General features: G+C 62.3%; 25 protein-coding genes. 16 read left to right on the top strand and 9 right to left on the bottom strand.

What is annotated here, in order from left to right; genetic code table 11:
- Positions 1 to 407: 407 nt before the first annotated feature.
- On the bottom strand, positions 408 to 1,307 hold the full coding sequence (gene xerD, locus ACYVHT_RS09050; protein ID WP_460550232.1) for a site-specific tyrosine recombinase: 900 nt from the start codon (positions 1,305 to 1,307) through the stop codon (positions 408 to 410).
- A gap of 179 nt (positions 1,308 to 1,486) precedes the next feature.
- Here xerD and aroQ point away from each other — a divergent pair, with 179 nt between their 5' ends.
- The 5 genes from aroQ to ACYVHT_RS09025 all read left to right on the top strand — a co-directional run bounded on the left by aroQ (position 1,487) and on the right by ACYVHT_RS09025 (position 5,595).
- Positions 1,487 to 1,933, top strand: coding sequence for a type II 3-dehydroquinate dehydratase (aroQ, locus tag ACYVHT_RS09045; RefSeq protein WP_460550230.1), 447 nt, complete (start codon positions 1,487 to 1,489; stop codon positions 1,931 to 1,933).
- 314 nt (positions 1,934 to 2,247) lie between these two features.
- Positions 2,248 to 3,315, top strand: a complete 1,068-nt coding sequence (locus tag ACYVHT_RS09040; RefSeq protein ID WP_460550228.1) for an aminotransferase class V-fold PLP-dependent enzyme — start codon at positions 2,248 to 2,250, stop codon at positions 3,313 to 3,315.
- Between the two features lie 20 nt (positions 3,316 to 3,335).
- Positions 3,336 to 3,896 carry a MarC family protein gene (locus tag ACYVHT_RS09035; RefSeq protein ID WP_460550226.1) on the top strand — a complete coding sequence of 187 codons (561 nt, stop codon included), beginning with the start codon at positions 3,336 to 3,338 and terminating at the stop codon, positions 3,894 to 3,896.
- A 131-nt stretch (positions 3,897 to 4,027) separates the two neighbouring features.
- Positions 4,028 to 4,495 (top strand): ribonuclease H family protein, encoded by a 468-nt coding sequence (gene rnhA, locus ACYVHT_RS09030; RefSeq protein WP_460550224.1) that lies wholly within the window; start codon positions 4,028 to 4,030, stop codon positions 4,493 to 4,495.
- A 368-nt stretch (positions 4,496 to 4,863) separates the two neighbouring features.
- Positions 4,864 to 5,595 (top strand): tRNA1(Val) (adenine(37)-N6)-methyltransferase, encoded by a 732-nt coding sequence (locus tag ACYVHT_RS09025; RefSeq protein ID WP_460550222.1) that lies wholly within the window; start codon positions 4,864 to 4,866, stop codon positions 5,593 to 5,595.
- Between the two features lie 81 nt (positions 5,596 to 5,676).
- Here ACYVHT_RS09025 and ACYVHT_RS09020 read toward each other — a convergent pair whose 3' ends face one another.
- Both ACYVHT_RS09020 and ACYVHT_RS09015 read right to left on the bottom strand, forming a co-directional pair.
- Complete coding sequence (locus ACYVHT_RS09020) at positions 5,677 to 6,369, bottom strand: ATP-binding cassette domain-containing protein (protein ID WP_460550220.1); 693 nt, start codon at positions 6,367 to 6,369, stop codon at positions 5,677 to 5,679.
- A gap of 36 nt (positions 6,370 to 6,405) precedes the next feature.
- Entirely contained in the window at positions 6,406 to 7,374 is a 969-nt protein-coding gene (locus ACYVHT_RS09015; RefSeq protein ID WP_460550218.1) for a hypothetical protein, read from the bottom strand.
- Between the two features lie 160 nt (positions 7,375 to 7,534).
- Between ACYVHT_RS09015 and ACYVHT_RS09010 the strand changes: the two genes are divergently transcribed.
- Together ACYVHT_RS09010 and ACYVHT_RS09005 are read left to right on the top strand one after the other, a co-directional pair.
- Positions 7,535 to 7,900 carry a hypothetical protein gene (locus ACYVHT_RS09010; protein WP_460550216.1) on the top strand — a complete coding sequence of 122 codons (366 nt, stop codon included), beginning with the start codon at positions 7,535 to 7,537 and terminating at the stop codon, positions 7,898 to 7,900.
- Between the two features lie 114 nt (positions 7,901 to 8,014).
- A complete protein-coding gene (locus ACYVHT_RS09005) occupies positions 8,015 to 8,149 on the top strand; it encodes a hypothetical protein (protein WP_460550214.1) in 135 nt (44 codons plus the stop codon).
- Positions 8,150 to 8,369: 220 nt separating this feature from the next.
- On the opposite strand, the gene ACYVHT_RS09000 is transcribed toward ACYVHT_RS09005, so the two are convergent.
- Positions 8,370 to 9,728 (bottom strand): saccharopine dehydrogenase family protein, encoded by a 1,359-nt coding sequence (locus ACYVHT_RS09000; RefSeq protein ID WP_460550212.1) that lies wholly within the window; start codon positions 9,726 to 9,728, stop codon positions 8,370 to 8,372.
- A 149-nt stretch (positions 9,729 to 9,877) separates the two neighbouring features.
- On the opposite strand from ACYVHT_RS09000, the gene ACYVHT_RS08995 reads away from it, so the two are divergent.
- The 3 genes from ACYVHT_RS08995 to ACYVHT_RS08985 all read left to right on the top strand — a co-directional run bounded on the left by ACYVHT_RS08995 (position 9,878) and on the right by ACYVHT_RS08985 (position 12,264).
- Positions 9,878 to 11,032, top strand: coding sequence for a hypothetical protein (locus ACYVHT_RS08995; RefSeq protein ID WP_460550210.1), 1,155 nt, complete (start codon positions 9,878 to 9,880; stop codon positions 11,030 to 11,032).
- Between the two features lie 81 nt (positions 11,033 to 11,113).
- Entirely contained in the window at positions 11,114 to 11,611 is a 498-nt protein-coding gene (locus ACYVHT_RS08990) for a cytidine deaminase family protein (protein ID WP_460550208.1), read from the top strand.
- A 5-nt stretch (positions 11,612 to 11,616) separates the two neighbouring features.
- Positions 11,617 to 12,264 (top strand): alpha/beta hydrolase, encoded by a 648-nt coding sequence (locus tag ACYVHT_RS08985; protein ID WP_460550206.1) that lies wholly within the window; start codon positions 11,617 to 11,619, stop codon positions 12,262 to 12,264.
- 76 nt (positions 12,265 to 12,340) lie between these two features.
- On the opposite strand, the gene ACYVHT_RS08980 is transcribed toward ACYVHT_RS08985, so the two are convergent.
- The 4 genes from ACYVHT_RS08980 to ACYVHT_RS08965 form a co-directional block, all read right to left on the bottom strand.
- Complete coding sequence (locus ACYVHT_RS08980) at positions 12,341 to 13,087, bottom strand: Rossmann-fold NAD(P)-binding domain-containing protein (protein ID WP_460550204.1); 747 nt, start codon at positions 13,085 to 13,087, stop codon at positions 12,341 to 12,343.
- Between the two features lie 90 nt (positions 13,088 to 13,177).
- Complete coding sequence (gene porT, locus ACYVHT_RS08975; RefSeq protein ID WP_460550202.1) at positions 13,178 to 13,981, bottom strand: type IX secretion/gliding motility protein PorT/SprT; 804 nt, start codon at positions 13,979 to 13,981, stop codon at positions 13,178 to 13,180.
- A complete protein-coding gene (ubiE, locus tag ACYVHT_RS08970; protein ID WP_460550200.1) occupies positions 13,930 to 14,658 on the bottom strand; it encodes a class I SAM-dependent methyltransferase in 729 nt (242 codons plus the stop codon). Before ubiE ends, porT begins: the two co-directional genes overlap by 52 nt.
- Before the next feature lie 179 nt (positions 14,659 to 14,837).
- A complete protein-coding gene (locus tag ACYVHT_RS08965) occupies positions 14,838 to 17,087 on the bottom strand; it encodes an OmpA family protein (protein ID WP_460550198.1) in 2,250 nt (749 codons plus the stop codon).
- 437 nt (positions 17,088 to 17,524) lie between these two features.
- Between ACYVHT_RS08965 and yihA the strand changes: the two genes are divergently transcribed.
- The 3 genes from yihA (at position 17,525) to ACYVHT_RS08950 (ending at position 19,430) form a co-directional block, all read left to right on the top strand.
- Positions 17,525 to 18,145: a GTP-binding protein gene (gene yihA, locus ACYVHT_RS08960; RefSeq protein WP_460550196.1), complete on the top strand. Its 621-nt coding sequence runs from the start codon at positions 17,525 to 17,527 to the stop codon at positions 18,143 to 18,145.
- Positions 18,146 to 18,229: 84 nt separating this feature from the next.
- Positions 18,230 to 18,688, top strand: coding sequence for an energy transducer TonB (locus ACYVHT_RS08955; RefSeq protein WP_460550194.1), 459 nt, complete (start codon positions 18,230 to 18,232; stop codon positions 18,686 to 18,688).
- A 124-nt stretch (positions 18,689 to 18,812) separates the two neighbouring features.
- Positions 18,813 to 19,430 carry a DUF5606 family protein gene (locus ACYVHT_RS08950; RefSeq protein WP_460550192.1) on the top strand — a complete coding sequence of 206 codons (618 nt, stop codon included), beginning with the start codon at positions 18,813 to 18,815 and terminating at the stop codon, positions 19,428 to 19,430.
- Between the two features lie 78 nt (positions 19,431 to 19,508).
- On the opposite strand, the gene fbp is transcribed toward ACYVHT_RS08950, so the two are convergent.
- A complete protein-coding gene (fbp, locus tag ACYVHT_RS08945) occupies positions 19,509 to 20,579 on the bottom strand; it encodes a class 1 fructose-bisphosphatase (protein ID WP_460550190.1) in 1,071 nt (356 codons plus the stop codon).
- 206 nt (positions 20,580 to 20,785) lie between these two features.
- Between fbp and ACYVHT_RS08940 the strand changes: the two genes are divergently transcribed.
- The 3 genes from ACYVHT_RS08940 (at position 20,786) to ACYVHT_RS08930 (ending at position 24,075) form a co-directional block, all read left to right on the top strand.
- Positions 20,786 to 22,069, top strand: a complete 1,284-nt coding sequence (locus tag ACYVHT_RS08940) for an amino acid kinase family protein (RefSeq protein WP_460550188.1) — start codon at positions 20,786 to 20,788, stop codon at positions 22,067 to 22,069.
- Positions 22,070 to 22,195: 126 nt separating this feature from the next.
- Complete coding sequence (locus ACYVHT_RS08935; protein WP_460550186.1) at positions 22,196 to 22,780, top strand: peroxiredoxin; 585 nt, start codon at positions 22,196 to 22,198, stop codon at positions 22,778 to 22,780.
- A 44-nt stretch (positions 22,781 to 22,824) separates the two neighbouring features.
- Positions 22,825 to 24,075: a 3-deoxy-D-manno-octulosonic acid transferase gene (locus ACYVHT_RS08930; RefSeq protein ID WP_460550184.1), complete on the top strand. Its 1,251-nt coding sequence runs from the start codon at positions 22,825 to 22,827 to the stop codon at positions 24,073 to 24,075.
- Position 24,076 lies beyond the last annotated feature (1 nt).

The following is a 24,076-nucleotide window of genomic DNA, read 5'->3' as shown; positions in this document are numbered from 1 at the left end:
GGCCGGCTCGGGGGCCGGGCCGCCGGGGCGCGGCTCGTTGCGCCGCGTGGGCCGGGGGTCGGCGGGGCGGTTGGCGGAGGGGCCGGGGGGAGGGTTTTTATAACGATTGTCGGCCATTCGAGGGAGGCATAAAGGCCAAATTTACGCAAGGCAAGCGGGAAACGCCCGATGGGGCAAAAACGGGGCGCAGGAACGAAAACTCCCCTCCTTACCAAGGAGGGGATGTTTCAGCGCCAGCTGAAACGGGGGTGGTGCCACCGGAGGGTGGGCGTTGAACGATGCCTGAATGAAGCAGAACCCAGCCGTTCAACGCCCCAACCACCCCCGTCCGCGCTTCGCGCGAACATCCCCTCCTTGGCAAGGAGGGGAGTTTGACGTTCAATCGGCCTTCCCTCCTCCCCTGGCTGCTAGCTGCGCGGGTGAAACTCGGTGATGACCTGGCGCAGGAAGTCCCGGTCGAGGTGCGTGTAAATCTCGGTGGTGGTGATGCTGGCGTGGCCCAGCATTTCCTGCACGGCGCGCAGGTCGGCCCCGCCTTCTATCAGGTGCGTGGCAAAGGAATGGCGCAGCGTGTGCGGGCTGATGGTTTTGCGCAGGCCCGCCAACTCGGCAATTTTCTTGAGCGTGGTGAACACGGTGATGCGCGAGAGCGGCCGGCCGCGCTGGCTCAGAAACACGAAGTCTTCGGCGCCGGGCTTGAGGTCGAGGTGGCCGCGCACGCCGCTGAGGTAGAAGTTGAGGTGCTTGAGGGCCTGGCGGCCCACGGGCACGAGGCGCTCCTTGTTGCCCTTGCCCACTACTTTCATAAAGCCTTCGTCGGGGTAGAGGTTGCTCAGGCGCAGGTCGCACAGCTCGCTCACGCGCAGGCCGGAGGAGTAGAGCACTTCGAGCAGGGCGCGGGCGCGCAGGCCCTCGTCGGTGCTCAGGTCGATGGCGGCGAGCAGCTGCTCCACTTCGGGGTAGCTGAGGGTATCGGGGAGGTGGCGGCCGGTTTTGGGGGCTTCGAGGGTGTCGGTGGGGTCGAGCTTGAGCAGGTCTTCCATGATGAGGAAGCTGAAAAACGCCTTCAGGCCCGAGAGCGTGCGGGCCTGCGAGGTGGCGCTCAGGCCCAGCCCCTGCAGGGTGGCCAGAAATTCGCGCAGCACCTCGGTGCTCACCTGCGTGGGGCCGAGGGGCAGCCGCTGAATGATGAGAAACTGCTGGAGCTTGGTGATGTCGCGCACGTAGGCCTCCACCGAGTTGGGCGAGAGCGATTTTTCGAGGCGCAGGTAGCCGTCGAATTGTTTGATTGCCTGGGGCCAGGTCATGGGCGGGGATGGAGCAGGGGTACTTTTGTCATCCTGAGCGCAGCGAAGGACCTTATCACGTTCGCGCCGGGCTGATAGTTATTACTGCCAATCGTGCTGCGGTGATAAGGTCCTTCGCTGCGCTCAGGATGACAGACGTTGTTCAATACCGACAAAAATACCCCATCCCGCCCCTACGCATGGAAATCTTCATCCTCAACGGCCCCAACCTCAACCTGCTCGGCCGCCGCGAACCCGGCATCTACGGCAACCGCTCCTTCGACGACTTTTTTCCCGAGCTCGAAGAATCCTTCCCGCAGCTCACGCTCACGCAGTTTCAGAGCAACCACGAAGGCGTAATCATCGACAAGCTGCACGAAGTCGGCTTCACGCACCACGGCATCGTGCTCAATGCCGGGGGCTACACCCACACCAGCGTGGCCCTGGCCGATGCCGTGGCCGCCATCAGCACGCCCGTGGTGGAGGTGCACCTGAGCAACCTGCACGCCCGCGAGGACTTCCGCCAACGCAGCCTCTTCGGCCGGCACTGCGCCGGCAGCATCAGCGGCTTCGGGCTGGAAAGCTACCGGCTGGCCGTGCAGTGGTTCGTGAACCAGCAGCCCAAGCGGGTGGGCTTTCGGGTGTGAGCAAGAACAGCCGCCGGTTTCCGCCTGGTAGCTGCCGGTTTCCGGGTCTTAGTTGCGGATTTCCGGGGGCGGAAATCCGCAACTAAGACCCGGAAACCGGCAACTGTCCGCCGGAAGTCGGCGGCGTGAAGGCGGAACCTGGCAGCTATCGGCCGGAAACCGGCAACTGCCCGCCGGAAACGGCTGGCAGGGCAATGGGCAGCGTGGTTTCGGCGTTGGCAAGGCAATTCTGCCGCCCCGTCCTGCTTTCAGCGGTTTGCGTAGCCGTTACCTTTGCGCCGGCGGCGCTTTTCTTCCCTCAGACTCCCCTTCCCATGTATACCTTCAATCCCGGGCCTTCGGCCGTTTATCCGGCCGTGCGCCAGTACCTCACCGATGCCTTCGACGGCGACTGGCTCTCGGCCGGGCACCGCTCCGAGAAAATCATCAGCCTGGTGCGCCAGACCGTGGCCGACCTCAAGGCCAAGCTCAACGTGCCGCAGGACTACACGGTGCTCTTCACCGGCTCGGCCACCGAGTGCTGGGAGATTCTGGCCCAGAGCCTCACCCCGCGCCGCTCGTTTCACCTCTACAACGGCGACTTTGGCGAGAAGTGGTATAAGTACGCCAAGGCCCTGCGGCCGGCCAGCACGGGCCTCCGGTTTGGCCTCGATGCCCTGCCCGACGTGGCCGGCCTGTCCTTCGCCCCCGACGACACGGACCTCGTCTGCATCACCCAGAACGAAACCAGCACCGCCACCCAGCTGCGCGAGGGCTTCATCCTGAACCTCTACAACCGCCTCGGCGGGGCCCTGCTGGCCGTGGACGCCACCAGCTCGCTGGCCGGCCTGAACCTGAAGTACATCAAGGCCGACATCTGGTACGGCTCGGTGCAGAAGTGCTTCGGGCTGCCGGCCGGGCTGGGCGTCATGATTTTGTCGCCCAGGGCGGTGGCCCAGGCCAAGCTCGTAAACGACCGGGCGCACTACAACGCCCTGCCCGCCATGCTGGCCCAGATGCTGAACTACCAAACCAACTACACGCCCAACGTGCTGGGCATTTACCTCATGAGCCGCGTGCTGGCCGACCGCGAGCCCATCAAAACCGTGCACCAGCACCTCGTGGACCGCGCCGAGAAGCTCTACGCTTTCTTCGAGCAGGCCACGCCCCTCACGCCCCTCGTCAGCAACCCCGAAACCCGCTCCACCACCGTCATCGGCTTGCAGGGCGACGCCGCCCTCATCGAGGAAATCAAGGCCAAAGCCAAGGAAGCCGGCCTGTTGCTGGGCAGCGGCTACGGCCCCCTCAAGGCCACCACCATCCGCATTGCCAACTTCCCCGCCGTGCCCGATGCCGCCATGGAGGCGCTGGTGCAGTTTTTTGCGCGCGAATACCCGGGGTAACGCACCACGCCCTTCAGGCCATGCTCAATTTTCAGCAAATCCTATCCGTCACGCTCACGCTGTTTGCCGTGATTGACATCATCGGGTCCATCCCGATTATCATTCAGATTCGGCAGCGCGAGGGCCAGATTAAAGCCGAGCTGGCCACCCTCGTGGCGGGCTGCCTGATGGTGGCGTTTCTGTTTCTGGGGCAGAGCATTCTGCGGCTGTTTGGGGTCGATAACGAGAGCTTCGCGCTGGCGGGCGCGGTCATCATCTTCCTCATCGGCCTGGAAATGATACTCGGCATCCAGCTGTTCAAGTCCGACCTCACGGCCAACACCGGCTCCATTGTGCCGCTGGCGTTTCCGCTCATCACCGGGGCCGGCACCATGACCACGCTGCTCTCGCTGCGCGCCGCCTACACGCTGCCCAACATCCTGGTCGGCATCTTGCTGAACCTGCTTTTTGTGTACGCCGTGCTCAAAACCAGCGCCTGGATTGAGCGCCAGCTCGGCAAAGCCGGCGAGGACGTGCTGCGCCGCGTGTTCGGCGTCATCCTGCTGGCCATCGCCATCAAGCTGTTCAAAGCAAATTTTTAACATCTGAACGTCCTGCTGAGCGCAGCGAAGCATCTTGCCTGCTTCGTTGCTTCGAGTAAATTATTAATTAGTGACTGCGGGCAAGATGCTTCGGCTGCGCTCAGCATGACGTTCTGCTAATCCCATTCCCCTTGATTCACCTGTTCACCGACGGCTCGGCGCGCGGCAACCCTGGCCCCGGCGGCTACGGCGCCATTCTGCGCTACGGACCGCACGAAAAAGAGCTTACCCAGGGCTTCCGCCTCACCACCAACAACCGCATGGAGTTGCTGGCCGTCATCGTCGGCCTCGAAGCCGTGACCCGCCCCGAGCTGCCCATCCGCGTCGTGTCCGACTCCAAGTACGTGGTCGATGCCGTGGAGAAAAAGTGGGTCTTCGGCTGGGCCGCGAAGTCCGATTTCGGCAAGAAGGCCAACGAGGACCTGTGGCGGCGCTTCCTGCGCATCTACAAGCAGCGCACCGTCACCTTCCACTGGATAAAAGGCCACGCCGGCCACGCCGAAAACGAGCGCTGCGACGTGCTGGCCGTGCAAAGCGCCCTGGGCAAAGGCCTGCTGGTGGACGAGGGGTACGAGGCCATTGCCCAAGCCAGTAGCTGACGCCACACGCTGTGAGCTTCCTGGATATTGTTGGGATGGCGCTTTGGTGGGCCATGTTCTGCACGCCCTTGCTGACCATTCCTTTTGCATGGCAGCTGCTACCCATTCGTAAAATCTATCGAGTGGTTTTTTCGATTTTGATTGGGCTTTTTCTTGCTGCTCTATTATCAGGGGCTCTTTATGTCTTGAGCATAACCATAGTCCTCAGAAACGGGATAGGGCCAGGATAATGCTTAACGTCCTCACCGTGTAGGGTGCGGGGCTTGCCCCCGCCCGCCGTTGCCCCCCCCTGCGCTAATCGTTCAACGGCGGGCGGGGGCAAGCCCCGCACCCTACATCGTTTACTATAACCCAGGTACGCGCTAGTTTTGCCCAACGACTACTTCCAGTTCCAGCAGTTCCGCATCGAGCAAGGTGATTGCGCCATGAAGGTGAGCACCGATGCCTGCCTGCTGGGCGCGGCGGCCGACCTCACCGGCGCCACCCGCCTGCTCGACATTGGCACCGGCACCGGGCTGCTGGCGCTCATGGCCGCCCAGCGCCACCCCACCGTCGAAATCGAAGCCGTAGAAATTGACGCCGCTGCTGCTGCGCAGGCGGCGGCCAATGCGGCGGCCAGTCCGTGGGTCGGGCGCATTCACATTTATGGCAAAAGTCTGGGCGAATATGCGGCTACGCAGCCTTCACCGTTCAGCCACCTTATCTGCAATCCGCCGTTTTTCCGGCAGTCGCTGCGCTCGCCCGATGCGGCGCGCACCACCGCCCGCCACGAGGCGGCCGACACGCTTTCCTTCGAAGCGTTGGCGGCTTTTGCGGCGGCGTTTCTGGTCCCCGCCGGCCTGCTGACCGTGCTGCTGCCGCCGTCGGAGATGCTGGCATTTGAAGCCGTGGCGGCGGTGGCAGGGCTGTATCCGGCCACGCGGCTGGTGGTGCGGCACCGGCCCGGCAGCCGGCCGCTGCGGCACATCGTGGGGTTTGGGCGCGGGGCGGGCACGGCGTCGGAATCGGAATCGGAGCTGACGATTCGGACGGCGGCGGATGAGGGGGAATATTCGGCGGAGTTCCGGGCGCTGCTGGCAGGGTTTTACCTGGCGCTGTAGCGCGCTTGTAGCACATGCTTTAGCTTGTGCCCGGATGGTGTCGGAGAACGATGCACAAGCTAAAGCATGTGCTACAAGCGGCTACACAAGCCCCTCTAGCAGGCCCAGCTTCTCGCGGTGCAGGCTGTCGAGCAAGTCCATTTCCAGCGTCCCGAACCCGGCGGCGGCGTAGTGCCGCTGCACGCGCCCGCCCACCAGCACCGAGATTTCATTGGCGGTTTCGGTGAGGGCACCCAGGATGTGCGAGGTGAGCAGGATGCCCGTGCCCCGGTCGCGCAGGCGCTTCAGAATGGCTTTCAGCAGCAGGTTGGCTTCGAGGTCGAGGCCGTTGAAGGGCTCGTCGAGGATGAGGTAGTCGAGGTTTTGGACGAGGAGGGCCAGCAGGGCCAGCTTCTTGCGCATGCCGGCCGAGTACTCGTCGGCATACTGGTCGAGGGGCAATTCCAGCAGCTGATTCCAGCCGGCAAAGTCGACCACGGGCCGGCCCCGCGCCTGCAGGCAGAACTCCAGGTACTCGCGCCCGGTGAGGCGCGGGTAGAAATACGGCTCGTAGGGCAGCAGGCCGGTGTGCGCGCGCACGGCCCGCCCGGCCGTGTCGCGAATGGTGCCCGCAAAGTCGCTTTCCAGCCCGTAGAGGCAGTTGATGAGCGTGGTTTTGCCCGCGCCGTTGGCCCCCACCAGGCCGTGAATGGTACCGGGAAGCAGGTTCAGGCTCACGTCGTGCAGCACAACGTGGGGGCCGTAAGCTTTGCGCAGGTTCAGGATTTCAAGCATTAGTAGCTAAAAGCGTGATGGGCTTATCATCTGGATTCAGGCCTGCTGTTGCTCCCCCAGCACCTGCCGCATGCGCCGCCGGCTTTGCCAGATGAGGCCGCCCACCGCCACGAGCATGAGCACCGGGTATTCGGGCCGGCCAACTGCCGTGAGAGCCACGGCCAGCACCAGCCCCTGCGTGGTGCGAATGTGCGCCGCGTTGGGATAGAAGGCGTACTTCGCCAGAATCAGCAGCCCCACCAGCCCGAGCCAGACCACCGCCACCGCCAAGGCGCCGCTCCCGCCTATCGGCCCCACCGCCAGCAGCCAGAAAAACGGCGCCGCCGTGAGGGCCGCGTAGCCCAGCCCCAGCAGCAGGCGCCGCCGCAGCACCTGCCGGGTGCTGCGGGCGGCCACTACCAACATGGCCACCGGCTCGGGCGTGCCGTAGCAGCCCAGCACCACCAGCAGCCACCCCAGCAGCGCCAGCACCGTGCCCAGCGGCGAAGCCTGGTGCTGCCAGATGGCGCCCGCCAGCAGCAGCGGCCAGGCCCACTGCCCGCCCAGGCGCAGCCCGCTCACCCACTCAAACGCCTCGCTGCGAAACGGGCTGCGGGCACGGTGCCGGCTGCTGCGGCTTTCGCGGGCGGGCGGCAGCGCAGCCACGGCCGCCCCCAGCGCCACCGTGAGCGCCGCCGCTCCCCAGTGCCCAAACCCGGACAGTGCGGCAGCGAGTGGCAGCGTGGCCAGCCCATATTCCACCGCCAGCCAGCGCCGAAACGCCGGGGCACTCGTGGCCAGAAAGCGCAGGTCGGCCGGCTGCCGGTGGGCCGGGGCCAGCGCCAGCGCCGTGAGCACCGGCACCGCCCACTGGGCCGGCGGGTGCGTGGCCGCCAGCACCACCCCGCGCCCAATGGCCAGCACCAGCAGCGGCCCCAGAAAAGCCAGCCGCAATGGCCCGATTTCACGCAGCAGGCGCAAGAGCAGGCGGAAGCGCAGGTGTAGGTAGGCCCGGAGTGGCATCATGCACGAAAGTAACGCCGGCCGAACGGCAGCTATTGTGGCGCACCAACGGCACGAACCTTTGTCACCGCCCGTTCGTCTGCACAGGCGGCCATCCAACATTCCATTCCTGCCAATGCTGCTTCCAAAGTCTTTCCGGCTACTCTGCTGTTTTTGCCTGGCTATGGCATTGGCCCTGCCCGGTTTCAGCCAGGGGCGCGACACGGTTTTTGCCGTGCACAAGCTCTTTCGCGAGCAGCGCGGCAGCAGCGCCGCATACGCAGCTGCGGCCGATACGGCTTTCTCCCACAGGCGCTACGCCCGGCGTCCCGACGGCCGCCCCACCGCCCAGGAGGCCCGCCAGGATACCCTGGCCGGGGCCGGCTTCGCCACCGTGGGCCAGCTCAAAGCCAGCCGCTACAGCCCCGAGCGGGAGGCCGCCATCATCGAAGGATATGCTTTGGGCAACCCTATTCCGGCCGACATCCGGCGCAAGCTGCGCCGCAAGCACTTCCACCGCACGGCGCAGGATGTGGTTGGGGGCCGTTAGGCCCACGCGTGCCGAATGCGAACGGCTTCCGCCAAAACCCATAAGCGGGTGGGCCTGCCGCCGGGCATTATTTTTCCTGATGGGAATTGATTAGCTACCGACGGCCTCGATGTGATGCGCCGCAGTTCCAACACGCAGCACCTTACCGACAAGCTGACTTACTACTACCAGATAGACCCCATTCGCCAGGAGATTCTCCCGGCCGATACCAGGCTTAGAAATACCCTCAACGTGCCGGGGCCGACATAATGCTTGACATCGGCAACATCCACAAGGACGTGCAAAAGGTCAACGGCGAAACTGTGGACCTTGGTCCCCTCCACGCTTACTAGGAAGTCGCCAAGCTTCCCTAATGCCCCGGGGTGCTATCGAAGACATGACCGGCCCAACCGAAAACGTCACTGGTCATCAGAAAAGCCGGCTGGGCGGCCAACGGACGGCTTGGGTCGTTTGAACGTGGTAGCGCGGACTACAGAGTCCGCGCCACCTCTTCCTCGCTGAACCGGATGCCATACTCCGCCGCCAGCTCGTCCAGAATGGGCTCGTACAGCGCCGGCTGTACCGGAATGAGCACGCCGCGCTGGGCCACCTCGCCGCGCACCAGGCGGCGCACGGCCATGCCCAGCGGCAGGCCCACGGTTTTGGCCATGCCGGTGTGGGTGGCGTCGTCGCCCTCCACGGCCAGCGACGACGTGAGGCGGTGCGGCACCCCAGCCAGCTCGTATTCGAAGAGGTGCTGCATCACAATCAGGTCGTGGTCGTGGGGCTGCAGCTGCCATTTTTCGGCCAGCAGGCGCTCCAGCAGCTGGGCGGGCGTGGCGTGGGCGTGGCCCACCGGGCGGTCGGAAAACAGCCCCAGCCAGTGCAGGCGGCCCATTTCTTCGCCGGCGGGGTTCAGCCCCAGGTAGGTGGCCACGCGCTGGGCCAGGTCGAGGTGCGGAATGAGCGAGGTGGGCAGGTAGGCCTCCACCAACGCGGCCCAGGTCATGGTTTCGGGGTTGTCGAGGTTCACGCTGTCGTCGGTCAGGCCCAGGCGCACCAGCGCGTGCCAGGCAGCGCTGTAGCCCGGCCGGCGCAAGGTGCCGCGCAGGATGGTGGGAATTTCCTCCAGCCCATACGGCGCCCGGTAGCTCAGCGAGTCGCGGTTGGCGTAGCCCTCAAACTCGCCGTACTCCGGCAGCGTCAACGTTTCGGTCCGGCAAAACAGGTGCTGGTACGGGATGAAGCGCAGGTGCCCGTTTTCGAGGAATTTGGCCGTGCCCTGGCCGGCCAGCACCACGTTGCGCGGGTTCCAGGTGAACTTGTATTTCCACGGATTGTCGCCTTCCGCCGCCGGGGCCAGCAAGCCGCCGCAATAGCTTTTGAAAGAAGTAATGACCCCGCCCCGCGCCCGAATGTGGGCAATGGCCCGCATGGCCGACATGTGGTCGAGCCCCGGGTCGAGGCCGCATTCCATGAGCAGCGTCACGCCCGCCGCCCGCGCCTCGTCGTGCAGCGCCCTGATTTCGGGGCTTACGTAGCTGGCCGTGGCCAGGTGCCGGCCGTGGCGCAGGCAGGCCCGCGCCACCAGCGGGTGCAGCGCGGCCGGCAGCATCGAAATCACCACGTCGGCCTGGGCCACCAGCTCTTCCAGCAGCGCTTCGTTTTCCGTTGAAAAGGGCACGGCGCGGGCATATTGCGAGTGCGCCGCCAGCACCGGCGCCAGGTGGGCGGGGTTGGCATCGGCCACGGTCAGAAACCAGTTTTCGGTGGGCGCGTGGCGCAGCAGGTATTGAATGAGGGACGAGGCCGAGCGGCCGGCCCCGAGGAGCAGAAGGCGGGAAGTCATGCGGGCAAAAGTAGCGCGGACTTCGCAGTCCGCGTCCCCGCGCCCATGAAACGACGGCCGTGAGTCCGGCCCAGCGGGGCGGCTCCTTCCACCTATTTTTACCGGCCATTCCCTTGGCAGCTTCGGCAGCTATTCCCCACTCATTGCCCATGCACTGCACTTTCTGGCTGCTGTCGGCGCTGCTGCTCAGTGCTGCCACTGCGGGGGGCCAGCCCGGCACCCGCGCCGTTCCCGCCGCCCGTTTCGACCACTACGCAGCCCCGGGGCCGCGCCATTGGCGGGGCACCATCGGCCAGCTGGCCGTCACGCTGGACCTGGATTCGGGCCGCTGGGGCTTCAGCGGCAGCTATTGCTACGACCGGCGCGGCCAGCCCCTACGCTTCAGCCAGCCAGCGGCTAAAGGCCGGAAATCTGGTCAAATCCGGCTCAATGAAAGCGCTTTTGATAATGAAACGGGTGTCTCTACCGCAACGGGCTATTTCCTGCTCGATGGTCCTCTGCGCAGCCCCCTCACCGGCACCTGGCACAGCCCCGATGGCCGCCGCACCCTCCCCGTAGCCCTGCACGAAACCTACGCCGACGCCCTGGCCTACGATTCCGAAACCTGGGAGGTCCGGCAATTCAGCCGTGGCAACGATTACGACAGCACCCGGCTCGATTCGGCAGAGCTGCGCCAAGCCTACCTGCACTTCCGCTCGCCCCTGGCCGCCACCCGCCCGCTACGGGCGGCGCTGGGCCGGCCCGTGCCCCCGCCGCGCATGCCCCGCTACCTCGACTCGCTGCTCCGCGCCCGCCATTCTGGTCAGTACGACTACTTCTTTTATGGCGATACCTACGTGGCCTACAACAGCAATTACCTCTTTTCGGTGGTGCAGTTCGACCGTTTTATGGCGGCCGAGGACGAAGGAATGGGCACGCACGAACGGAGCCAGAGCAGCACTTATGACCTGCGCACCGGCCGCCGCCTGCGGCTGGCCGACCTGCTAACGCCCGGCTATGAGGTGCAGTTGCGCCGCTGGCTGCTTCAGGGCCTGAAACCGGTTTGGGAGAATGCCTACTACGACGGCGTGGGTGCCAACGGCAAGCTGCCCACCGGCGGCTTTCTGATAACGGGCACCGGGCTGCGCTTCGCCTACGATGACCGCGACGACGAGCGCCTGGGCAGCCCCGGCCCCTACCACGCCGACCGCTCTGTTGAAGTCGAGATTCCCTACGAGAAACTACTGCCCCTCATCCGCCCCAACGGCCCGCTCGCGGCCCTGCTCCGCGAGCGGCACCTGCGCCCCGCGAAACCAGTCCCGTGACAGCGGAACTGCACCATTGGCCCGGCATGCGGCAAGGCTGATGACTTTCGCCTATCTTCGCCGCCCCCTAATCCCGCCCATATGGCCCGCCATTCCCGCCAGCAGCTTCTCGCCTACGAAGAGCTGGACTCCGCTACCGACCTCACCCCTGCCGAGCAAGCCACCTGGCAGGCCGCCCGCGACGCCACGGCGCACGCCTACGCCCCTTATTCCGGCTTTCATGTGGGGGCTGCCCTGCTGCTGGCCGACGGCACCATCTTCCGGGGCACCAACCAGGAAAACGCCGCCTACCCCAGCGGCCTCTGCGCCGAGCGCACGGCCTTGTTTGGCCTGGCGGCCAATCAGCCCGGCCACGCGCCCATCGTGGGCATGGCCGTCGCCGCCCGCCCGGCCGCCGGCGACTTTGGCGCGGCCCTGCCCTGCGGCGCCTGCCGCCAGGTAATGCTGGAATACGAAAGCCGGCAGGCCCGGCCCATCCCGCTGCTGCTGCCCAGCCGGGCGGGCACCATCCTGCGCTTCAGCACCCTGGCCGCCCTCATGCCCTTCAACTTTTCGGCCGACGACCTGCCGCCCGCCTAAGCGATATGGAGCGTCACCTCACCGTCAGGCGCACTGCCCGCTATCAGCAGCTGGGCGAGCTGTCGGCAGCTACCCGGCGCGTGTGGTTCGTGTGCCACGGCTACGGGCAGCTGGCCGCCTACTTCATCCGTCACTTCGCCTTCCTGGCCGAAGCCGACCCGCACACCGTCATCATCGCGCCCGAGGGCCTCTCCCGCTTCTACCTCACCGGCACCAGCGGCCGCGTCGGCGCCAGCTGGATGACGCGCGACGACCGCCTGCACGAAATCGACGACCACGTAAACTTCCTCAACCAGCTGGCCGAAAAAGTGCTCGACGAATGCCTGCCCGATGTGCAGGTAACGGTACTGGGCTTCTCGCAGGGCACGGCCACCGTCAGCCGCTGGCTGGCGCAGGCCTGGCTTAGGCCCGCTCATCTCATCCTTTGGGCCGGTGGCTTCCCCGAAGACCTGGACGCTACCGTTGCGCAGTCCCTGCTGCATGCGCTCAGACTTACCATCGTCATCGGCTCCGATGATGAATACATCCCCTCATCCCAGGCCGAACAGCAGTTTGAACGGTTAGAGGCGTTTGCCGCCCAAACGCAACTTGTCACTTTCAACGGCAAGCACGAACTGAACCGGGGCGTGCTGGAAAAGCTCGCTAGCAGCTAATCCACTTCGTTGGCTACAAAAAGGGCTCTTCGCTTAGCGGAGAGCCCTTTTTGTAGTTGTAAGCCTCTTCCGGCTGCTACTTCCGCGCAATGGTAGTGGCCGCGCCCTGTGCGCCCGCCAGCACCAGCACCTCGGCAATGGTGACGTGCGGCGGCCGCGTCACCATAAAGACGATGACCTCGGCAATATCTTCCGCTTTCAGCGGCTCAAAGCCTTCGTACACCTTCGCCGCCCGTGCCTCATCGCCCTTGAAGCGAACCTGCGAAAACTCGGTTTCCACCGCGCCGGGGTTCACCTCGGCCACGCGCACGCCGGTGGGCAGCAGGTCGAGCCGCATGGTTTTGGTCAGCATCTGCACAGCCGCCTTGGTAGCGCAATACACGTTGCCATTGGCATACGCTTCCTGCCCGGCAATGGAGCCCACGTTCACAATAAAGCCGGTCTGGCGGGCCGTCATGCCCGGCAGCAGGGCGTGCGTCACGTTCAGGAGGCCGCGTACGTTGGCATCCAGCATCTGGTCCCAGTCGGCCGGGTCGCCGCTTTGGATGGGGTTCAGGCCGTGGGCGCCGCCGGCGTTGTTCACCAGCACATCGGGGGCGCGCAGAGCCTCCGGCAGCGTGGCCACGGCGGCCTCTACGGCCGCCCGGTCGCGCACGTCAAATGCCAGCACGTGCACGGGCACCGGGGCCAGCTGGGCCGCCAGCTCTTCCAGCCGCTCGCGCCGCCGGCCCGTCACCACCAGCTCGAAGCCGGCCCCCGCCAGCGCCACCGCCGTAGCCCGGCCAATTCCCGACGATGCGCCGGTGATAAATGCGGTTTTCATGCTTTCAAAAAAGAGTCGTCGGCATCGGGTAGTTAGCAGTCAGACCAGAAGTTACCGACCACTGACTACCCAATGCCGACTACCGGAAAATTAGTTTTGAATGTTGATGTACAGCGTCACCGAGCTGGTGCTGAGGCTTTGCAGGCTGTTGCTGAAAATGTCGTTGTGCGGCACCAGCAGGTTTTTCAGCCCGTGCGAGAAGCGGATTTCCGGCGCCAGCTTAAACAGCGGGTAAAACAAGTCCAGCCCCACGCCATACTCCAGCGTCAGGTCGCTATCAACGGCCCGCAGCTGGTTGCGCAGCGGGTCGCTCCGGCGGTTGCTGGCCGTCAGCACGGGGTTGATGCCGGCTATCATGTACATACGCGAGTTGCGGCGGCGGTCCGACTGATACTTCAGCAAAATCGGAAACTGCACCACCGTCGACGTCACTTCCTGCGTCACGATGGAATCGGGCTTCTGGTAGCCGTGCGGTGTAAACTCCACCTTGCGCGTCAGGAAGTTTACCCCCGGCGCAAAGCGCAGGATAAACGGCGACTCCGGCCCGCCCAGCCGTGCATCGCCAATAAAGCCCACGCCCAGACTGGGGCTATAGATGGCATTGGCCGTGACGTTCTTGTTGGCGATGTACTGCGCCGACTGCTCAATCACGAAGCGCGAGGCGGAAAAGCTGACGTACATGCCCGGGTGAAACCACCGGTCGTCGTAGTTCGCCAGGTTCTTGACCGTGATGGACTTAAGCGTGCCGTTCTTGCCCCGATTGGCGCGCGAGCTGGCCTTGCGCTGCGCCTGCGCCGCCCCCGGCAGCAGCAGGAAAGCCAGCACCAGCAGCGCCAGCGGCTTTAGTTGTGCGCCGTGTAGATGGAGCTGATTCCGAAAGTGAGTGGTTGCCATGCAGGTTGTTTGAAGCCGACTTTGGTCAGAATGGCCAGAAAGTCGGGGCCGTCCGGGAATGCCTGCACCGAAGCGGGCAGGTAGGTATAGGCCGACTGGTCTTTGGAAATCATCTTGCCAAAAACCGGCAGCACCCGGCGGAAGTAAAAATTATAGGCTTGCTTGAGCGGAAACGCCGTCGGCTTGCTGAATTCCAGAATAACGAGCTTGCCGCCCGGCCGCAACACCCGGCGCATCTCGGCCAGCCCGGCTTCCAGATGCGCAAAGTTGCGCACCCCAAACGAGGCCGTCACCGCATCAAACTCCCCGTCCTTGAACGGCAGGTTTTCCGAGTCGCCCAGCTCCAGCTGAATGCGGTTGCCCAAGCCTTTGGCGGCCAGCTTGCGGCGGCCCACCTCCAGCATGCCTTCCGAAATGTCCACGCCGGTCACCTGCGCATCGGGCGCGGCGGTGCGCAGCGTTTCGATGGCGAAGTCGGCCGTGCCGGTGGCAATGTCCAGAATGCGCGCCGGACGCAGGGTTTTCAACTCATCCACCGCCTTGCGCCGCCAGTAAATGTCGGTGCCCACGCTGAGAAAGTGGTTGAGGAAATCGTACTTGCCCGCGATGGAGTTAAACATCTGGGCAACCTGCGATTTCTTGTCGGCGGAGTTGTCTTTATAGGGTAATACTGCCATGAGCGGGCGCAAAGAACGTAAGTGAAGCGGGAAAATTGTCCTTCCCCAACGCCCAACCGGGCCGGTTTGTTAAGCAATGCGGCTACAAAAGAAAGCCAAAGATGCCAGCAGCCGCACAAAAAAAGCGGGCCGGGCAATGTGCCCGGCCCGCTTCGCAGCCCAATGGCCTGAACTATAAATTAGTTCTTGGCTTTCACTTTGGTTTTTTCGCCGCTGGCGTCTTTGGCTTTGGCATCCAGCTCACCGTCTTTCGTGATGGTTTTGGATTTGTCGCCGGCCGCGCCTTTGGTTTTCACCTTCACTTTGTCCGAATCCTCGTCCACTTTGGTTTTCACCTTGGTGCCGTCGGCCATCTTCACTTTGCTCTTGCCGGGCGTGAGCGGAGCAGCAGTCGTGGTGGTAGTGGTCGAAGTGCTGGTGCCCGTGGTGGTCGAAGCGCCCGAGTTGTTGTTGATAACCGGCATGGTTTCGCCTTCTTTCAACACCACTTTGAACTCATCGCGGCGGTTAAGCTGCATGTTCTCAGGCGAATCGTTCGGAGCCGCCGGGCGACGCTCGCCGTAGCTCACCGTCGTCATGCGGGTTTCGGCCACCCCCTGCTTCTTCAGGTAGTTGAAGGCCGCGTTGGCACGGTTCTGACCCAGTACCATGTTGTACTCGTCGGTATTGCGCGAGTCGCAATGGCCTTCAATCGACATGTTGATGCCGGGGTTGGCCATCAGAATCTGGCTGATTTCGTTCAGGCGGGTAATCGACTCCGGACGCAGCTTGTACTTGTCGGTATCGAAGTAGATGTTCTTGGCGGCGAACAGGTTGTTCGAGGTAGTATCTACATAGTTGATGTAGAAGTTCTTCGTGATGGTCGTCGAGTCATTCGTCGAAACCGGCACGGCAAACTCCTGCGTCTCAATGTTTTTGCCATCCTTGCTCACGGCCACCTGGTAGGTACGGCCCGAAAGCACAGCTACCTGATATGCACCATCGGGCTTGCTGATGTCGCGGAAGCTCAGGGCCGTGTTGTCGGCCTGCTTGCCGGTGAACACCAGTTCCACGCCCGGAATTACCGTCGTGCTGTCCTTCTTCGAGAACACCTTACCAACGATGTTGGCGTTCTTGATGTAGTTGATGGTGTAGATGTCCTTCTCGCCGTAGCCACCGATGCGGTACGAGCTGAGGTAGGCATACGAGCCATCGGGGCTCAGGCGGTAGTAGGAGTCATCATCGGGCGTGTTCACGGGGTAGCCCATGTTCACGGCCGGGCCCCACTTGCGGCCACCCTCGTCGTACTCCGACTTGAAGATGTCATAACCACCCATCGTGTTGTGGCCGCGCGACGAGAAATACAGCGTTTTGCCGTCTTTGCTAAGGTACGGGCTGTCATCGTCGTATTTGGTGTTGATGTTGGCACCAAGCGACTTGGGCGTGCCCCAGTCCGAGCCGGTCGAGGTGCGCGTCGACTGATACAGGTCCAGCGTGCCGTCTTCCGAGTACTTACCAGTCGAGAAAATAATGGTCAGGCCGTCTGGCGTGATGTAGGCATCCGACTCGAAGGCTTTCGAGTTGATGTTGCCATCCAGCGGCTTGGGAGCCGTCCAGTCGCCACCGCTCTTATCCGTCACGAAAATGTCACCGTTGTTGTCGTTGCGGTACATCAACATCTTGGTGTCGTTGTCGAACAGTTGAATCGAAGCGTCGTGGCCTTTGCCGTTCAGCACACCGCTCAGCGAACGGGGCTTCTGCCAGTTCTCGTCGTCGATGCGGGTCGATTCGAAGATGTCTTCGTAATACTCACCGTCGGCGGCTACGCTCTTGTTCTTTTTATCGCTCACGCTGCCGCTGGCACCGGTCACGGCCTCGCCACGCGAGGTGAAGATGAGCAGCTTGTCATCGGACGAGATTACCGGGCTGTGCTCCGAAAACTGCGTGTTGATGACCGGGCCCAGGTTCTTCACAAAAATGTCCTTGGGCGAGTTGAACTGCACCTTGGCGTTTTTGCTGTGCTGAATCCACTGCGCCAGCTCTTCTTTGCGCTGGTCGTTCTTTTTCAGCGTGGCGTTGTAGGCCTGAAAGTGGGCCACGGCCTCGTCGAAGTTATAGTTGAGGTGGTCAACCCGGCCGAGCCAGTATTCCACGTCCTTCGAAACTTTCGGCTTCAGCTTTTGCGCTTTGTAGATGTAGTCGCTGGCTTTCTCTTTGTCGAATGACATATAGGAAATGCCGGCGTTAAACAGCGCCTTGGCGTTGTTCGGGTCTTTGGCCAATACCTTCTCGTAGTAAGGAATGGCAGCGCGGTAGTTTTCCTGCTCGAAGAACTTGTTGCCGGTTTTGAGGTCCTTACGCGTGCTTTGCGCCTGGGCCGGAGTGGCGATAGCGGCGGTGAGGGCAACGGCGCACGACGCTTGCAGTAACCTTCTGGATAAGTTGTCCATTGGAGGAGTGATTTGAAAAAAAGAAATTTCTGAAGGGGTTGTAAGTGAAATCGCCGGGCCCGGGGGTAGCGGCAGCGGACTATATTTTGGGCTTATACTGAAAAACCACGGCAGGGTTAGGCTTTAATGCACATTTGCGCAGAAGGTAACCGTGCCCAACAGATAATAATAGCCCCGCCAACTGGCGCCAGGAAGTGACCACTGGCGGGCAAAGATAGACGGCCGGCCTGCGAAAAGCGGTTTTGGAGCAAAATATCGGCCATTCAACGGTGGTCGAGTGCGGGAGCAGCGGCCCGCTTGTTTGGCAGGCATGCCGCGCAAATATAGAAGCGCCACTGAAATAGCCATTCATGGCAGCATTTTTATTTGTCCGGCTTCGGCTGGCATTCGGGTGTAATTTTGCGGCCCACACAGGCCCTATTTAATTCCCTTATTTCATGCTTATTCACGATGCCCAATTCCTGACGAGTAATTCGCGGGCAGACCTGTGCCCGGCCCCTACCATGCCCGAATACGCCTTTATTGGCCGTTCCAACGTCGGAAAATCGTCGTTGATAAATATGCTGACCGGGCGAAATGGTTTGGCAAAAACTTCTGCCTCCCCCGGCAAGACACAATTAATTAATCATTTCGTTATTAACGATAATTGGTATCTGGTCGATTTGCCGGGCTACGGCTACGCGAAGGTGAGCAAAGCCGCCCGCGCCGAATGGGCAAAGATGATTAATTACTATTTGCGCAACCGGCCCAACCTGATGTGCGTGTGCGTCCTCATCGACTCGCGCCACGCACCGCAGGCCGTGGACCTGGAATTCATGGAAAAGCTGGGCGAAGAAGGCATTCCGTTCGTGATGATATTCACGAAGGCCGATAAGCAATCGACGGCCCAGACCCGGGCGCTGCTGGCCGAGTACCTGCGCAAAATGAGCGAAATCTGGGACGAGCTGCCGCGCTACTTCGTGACTTCGGCCGAAAGCCGGCTGGGGCGCGAGGAGGTGCTGGGCTTTATTGAGGAAGTAAACCAGCAGTGGAAGGAGGATGCCGCAGCCAATGCGTAGATTGGCCCTTAAATTGCCAACCGCGCCCTGAACCCGGCCGGTTCATCTGGCTTTCTTATCCCTCCGCCCCTCTTTTATTTCATCATGACCAAAAACATTTCCCTTCCGCAGCTGGCCCTGGGCCTGTTGCTGGTGGCTGCCGCGCCGGCCGCCGCCCAAACAACTCCCAACACCACCCCGCCCAAGTCGCAGACGGAGCAAGGCACCGGCATCGGCTCGGTGGGCAAGTCCATTCCGGTGGCCGAATACTACGAAGGCGGCCAGGCGGCGATGTACGAGTTTATTGCCAAGGAGCTGAAATACCCGCCGCTGGCCAAGCGCAACCGCATTCAGGGCCAATGCATCATCAGCTTCCAGCTCAATGCCGATGGCACGATGCAGGACCTGCGCATTGTGAAGCAGCTGGGCGGCGGCACCGGCGAAGAAGCCCTGCGGGTGGTGCGCCTGCTGAAGTTTAAGCGGCCCGAGCTGCCCATCCGGGCCAGCCTGCCCATCGTGTTCAAGCTCGGCGTGACCGGCTCGAACGCGTTGGAAGGACAATAGTCCGTAGTTTTGCCCTGTTGAATGAAGGATGAGGAATGAGGAATGAAGAATGGCCGTAGGGCCGGCATTCGTTTTTCGTTCCTCATTCTTCATTCCTCATTTTTCATTCCTCATTTACGTTACAATGCCCTACGAATTGCAAGAGTTGGCCGCCATCAGCGGCATGCCCGGCCTGTACCGCCTGGTGCGCGCCGCACGCCACGGCGTGCTGGTGGAAAGCCTCGACGAGAAAGCGACCCGCACGCTGGCCCCGGCCCGCAACAAAGTGTCGCTGCTGTCGGAAATTTCCATCTACACCCAGGACCCCAACGAAACGGTGCCGCTGACGGAAGTGTTCGAGCGCATTTACCAGAAGCACGGCGCGGCCTCGCCCGTTACCTCCAAATCGAGCGAAGGCGAGCTGACCGACTTCCTGGCGGGTGTGATTCCGGACTACGACCGCGAGCGGGTGTACCTGTCCGACATCAAGAAGCTGGCCAGCTGGTACGGCATCGTGAGCAAGCACCGCCCCTACGTGGCAGCCCCGGCGGCCACCGAGGCGACGGAAGACGCGCCGGCTGCCGAAGCCGTTGAAGAAGCGCCGAAAGCCAAGTCGAAAAAAGCGGCCAAAGCCCCCGAGCCCAGCGCCGACGAGCCCCTGAGCACCGGCGGCGTGATTCCGGCTGCCGATGTAGCCCCGGCCGCCGAGGGCAACCCCGAGGCCGCCGCCCCGGCGAAGAAAAGCCGCAAGAAGGCCGAGTAGTCGGCTCCGGATTCCATCACAAAAAAGCCCTTCCTGATTTTCAGGAAGGGCTTTTTTGTGTCTTCTTGTTTGATAGCGCTACTTGGCGACGGCCACTTTCACGGGGATTTCCTTCGCCGCTTTCTCTTTGGGTTCTTCGGCCTGCGGCTGGCTGGCTTTGGCAATCAGGGCTTCGGCCTGCTCGACCAGCTCTTTGCTGCCGATGAAGACGGGGCAACGCTCGTGCGGCACTTTGGGCTCGATTTCCATGGTGCGCTGGGTGCCGTTGCTGCTCTTGCCGCCGGCCTGCTCCACAATGAAAGCCAGGGGGTTGCACTCGTACATGAGGCGCAGCTTACCGTTGGGGGCTTTGGCCGTGGCGGGGTACACGTAGATGCCGCCTTTGAGCAGGTTGCGGTGGAAATCGGCCACCAGCGAGCCAATGTAGCGGGCCGAGAAGTTCTGGTTCTTGCACTGCTGCACAAAGGCGGCCACCCCGGGCGAGAAAGAGTCGGAGCTGCCCTCGTTGATGGAGTAGATATTGCCGGTTTTGGGCGTCTGAATGTCGGGGTGCGAGAGAAAGAATTCGCCCAGCGAGTGCTCGTAGGTGAAGCCGTTGACGCCGTTTCCCGTGGTGTACACCAGCATGGTGCTGGAGCCGTAGATGACGTAGCCGGCGGCCACCTGGTGGGTGCCGGGCTGCAGGCAGTCGGCGGCGGTGCCTTCGCGGCCGGTAGGCGACACGCGGCGGTAGATGCTGAAAATGGTGCCGATGCTCACGTTCACGTCGATGTTCGACGAGCCGTCGAGCGGGTCGATGGCCACTACGTACTTGCCTTGGTTGTTGCCGGTCTGAATCATCTCGTCGTCTTCTTCGGAGATGATGGTGCACACTTCGCCGCCGTTGCGCAGGGCGCGGATGAAGCGAATGTTGGCAATGACGTCGAGCTTCTGCTGGTCTTCGCCCTGCACGTTCTGGCTGCCGTAGGCGCCGGCAATGTCGATGAGGCCGGAGCGATTTATTTCGCGGTTGACGATTTTGGCGGCCAGCGCAATGTCACGCAGCAGCTGCGACAATTCTCCCGTGGCGTAGGGAAAATCTTCTTGCTTGCGCATGATAAAGCGGTCGAGCGTGGTGCCGACGGGCAGGGCCAGTTTATTGTGGTCCATAAGCGGTGGGGATAACAAAATGAGTGAGGCAGGAACGTCTGACAAAGCTACTCCAGAGAAGGCAATATTTTTCTCCTAAAAATGGCCGTGACAATGCTATTTTCGAAGCGCAAACGGTTGCCTTTGGGAGTGGTTTTCCGGGCTTCGCTGCAGAAGTTTTCGCCTGATTTCGGCATTGCTTGCGGCCTCTCCTACCTTTGCCGCCCATGGAAAATTTGCAGGTTTACAAATTCGGGGGCGCCTCGGTGAAGGACGCGGCGGCCATTCTCAATTTGCGCAGCATCGTGCAGGCGCACAGCGGGCCGCTACTGATTGTGGTATCGGCCATGGGCAAGACGACCAATGCGCTGGAGGAGATTTACCAGTTAGCCTACGATGGCAAAAGCTACGCTAATAAGGTCACGCACTTAAAGGAATTCCATCTTTCCACGGCATCGGAATTAAGCAGACAATTCGGGGCCGACAGCATGGGAATCGTGCAGAACTTATACGATGACCTGCATGAATTGCTGGAAGACCTTAACCAACTGCTAACCGAAGTAACTAAGGAGCTTGACTACGACAAGCAGTACGACCAGATTGTGAGCCTGGGCGAACTGCTGTCCTCCCGCTTGGTGGCCTTTGCCCTGTCAACCCGCCAAAACGAAATCTGGCTGGACTGCCGCCCCCTTATCCGGACCGATAAAACCTGGCGCGAAGGCCAGGTGAACTGGTCTGCTACCGAAACGGCTGTTCGGGCAGCGGTGCCCGCTATGCTGGCCAAAGGCCCGGTTGTTACGCAAGGATTTCTGGGTTCGACCGCCAGCGGCGCTACCACCACCCTCGGCCGCGAGGGCTCCGACTACACGGCCGCCATCCTGGCCTACTGCCTGCGGGCCGAGGGCGTGACCATCTGGAAAGACGTGCCCGGCCTGCTCAATGCCGACCCCAAAATTTTCCCGGACACGGTGCGCTACCCCGAAATCAGCTACCGCGAAACCATCGAAATGGCGTATTACGGCGCGTCGGTTATTCACCCCAAAACGCTGAAGCCGCTGGCCGAGCGCAACATTCCGCTGCGCGTGAAGTCGTTTGTGGACCCTGCGGCCGACGGCACGCTCATTCACGACTGCCAGCATCCGGCGCTGGCCCCGGCCTACATCCGCAAAACGGACCAGTGCCTGGTGTCCTTCGCCAGCAAAGATTTTTCGTTTATCTCGGAGGAGAATCTGGCGGTGATTTTTGGGGCGCTGGCGCAGGCCAAGCTCAAGATTAATCTGATGCAGAACTCGGCCATCAGCTTTTCGGTGTGCACCGATTTTTCGGAGCGCCGCATTCATGCGCTGCTCGATTTGCTGCGCGAACAATTTACCCTCCACTACAACGCGGGCCTGACGCTGTTTACGATTAAAAATTACGACGCGGCCAGCATCAGCCGCCTCACGGCCGGAAAACGCCTGCTGCTGGAGCAGCGCACCCGCAACACGTTCCAGTTTGTGTGTCAGGCCTGAAGAAGGCCCGCGCATAACCAAGCTGTAGCTAAACCGTTTGTCATCAATTAAACCGCCTGTTATCCTTCGCCAGGCTCAGGATGACAGGCAGCTACTTTAAACAACCATTCTTTTTCCCTCTCCGCAATGGCAGTTCTCGTGGGCAAGCGCGCCCCTTCCTTTAAGGCCACGGCCGTAATTGATGGCAAGCTCGAAGAAGATTTTTCACTGGACCGCTACCTCGGCAAGAAGCATGTGCTGTTCTACTTCTATCCGGCCAATTTCAGCCGCGTGTGCCCTACCGAAATCCTGGCTTTTCAGGACCGCCTGGAAGAATTTGAAAGCCGGGGCGTGGCCGTGGTGGGCTGCTCTACCGACTCGCAATACGCCCATCTGGCCTGGCAGGCAATGCCCCGCGACCAGGGCGGCATTGCCGGCGTGAAGTACCCGCTGGTAGCCGATGCGACCAAAACCATTTCGGCCAACTACGACGTGCTGGGCGGCCACTACGACTACACCGAACAGGCTGAAATGACCTTCGTGGGCTCCCCGATGGCTTACCGGGGCCTGTTTTTGATAGACCGCGACGGTATTGTGCGGCACCAGCTGGTGAACGACCGGCCGCTGGGCCGCAGCCTGAATGAAGCCCTCCGGATGATTGACGCGCTGCAGTTCTACGAGAAGAACGGCGAGGCCTGCCCCGTCGATTGGGAAGCCGATACTGCGAAATAATGGCCGAAAACATCGACTACGCCCGCGTTGCGTAATTTTGGGGCTTGTTACTTCTCTACAACATTGCGCTGGGCCTGTACGGCCTGCTGCTGCGCCTGGCAGCGCCGTTTGTGCCCAAGGCGGCGGCCTGGGTGGCCGGCCGTCGTGGCCTGCTACACCATATTCGCCAAACCATTGGCAACGACCCCGCGCCCCGCGTGTGGTTTCACTGCGCCTCGCTGGGCGAGTTTGAGCAGGGCCGCCCCTTGATGGAGGCCTACCGCAAGGCTTATCCGGGCACTAAAATCGTTCTCACTTTTTTCTCGCCTTCGGGCTATGAAATCCGCAAAAGCTGGCCGGGGGCCGACTACATCTTCTACCTGCCGCTGGACACGCGCCGCAATGCCCGCGCTTTCCTCGACGTGGTGCAACCCCGGCTGGTGGTGTTTGTGAAGTACGAGTTCTGGTATCACTTTCTGAATGAGGCGCATCGGCGCGGCATTCCGGCCATAGTGGTGTCGGCAATTTTCCGGGCCGAGCAGATTTTCTTCAAGCCCTGGGGCGGCTTTTTCCGGAAAATCCTCACGCGCTTCGCCCATATTTTCACCCAGACTGAAACCTCGGCCGCGCTGCTCCGCGGCATTGGCCTGACGCGGGTGAGCGTGGCCGGCGACACGCGCTTCGATACGGTGGTGGCCACGGCCGCCGCGCCGCCGCGCCACCTGCCCGTGGTCGATGCTTTCGTGGCCGATGGCGCGCCGGTGCTGGTGGCAGGCAGCAGCTGGCCCGAAGATTTGCCCGCCCTCACGCCGCTGTTGCAGCGCTATCAAAACGACTTGCGCGTGTTGGTAGCGCCGCACGAAATCAGCGAAACCAACCTGCGCCTGGTGGAAGAAGCCTTGCCGGGCCGGGTGGTGCGCTACTCACAGGCCGATGCCGCCACCGTGGCCCAGGCCCGCATTCTGCTGTTCGATAACGTGGGCCTGCTGAGCCAGCTCTATCGATTTGGCAAGTTTGCCTACATCGGCGGGGCCTTCGGCAAGGGCCTGCACAACACGCTGGAAGCAGCAGCTTTTGGGTTGCCCCTGTTCTTTGGGCCAACGTATGCTAAGTTTCAGGAAGCCATTGAATTGGTGGAGCTGAAATGCGCCTTTCCGGTCCACGACGCTGAAGAATTGGATAAGGCGTTTCGCTACCTGTGGGAGCATGAAGATGCCCGCCTGCGCCTGCAGGACACCATGCTCGACTACGTGCACGAGCAGGCCGGCGCCACCCGTACCATCATGGCCGCATTGCCCGGCCTCACCAACTCCTGAC

Source organism: Hymenobacter daeguensis (assembly GCF_054780555.1).
Note: the sequence above shows the minus strand (reverse complement) of the source record. Positions and strands in the feature narration are given on the sequence as shown.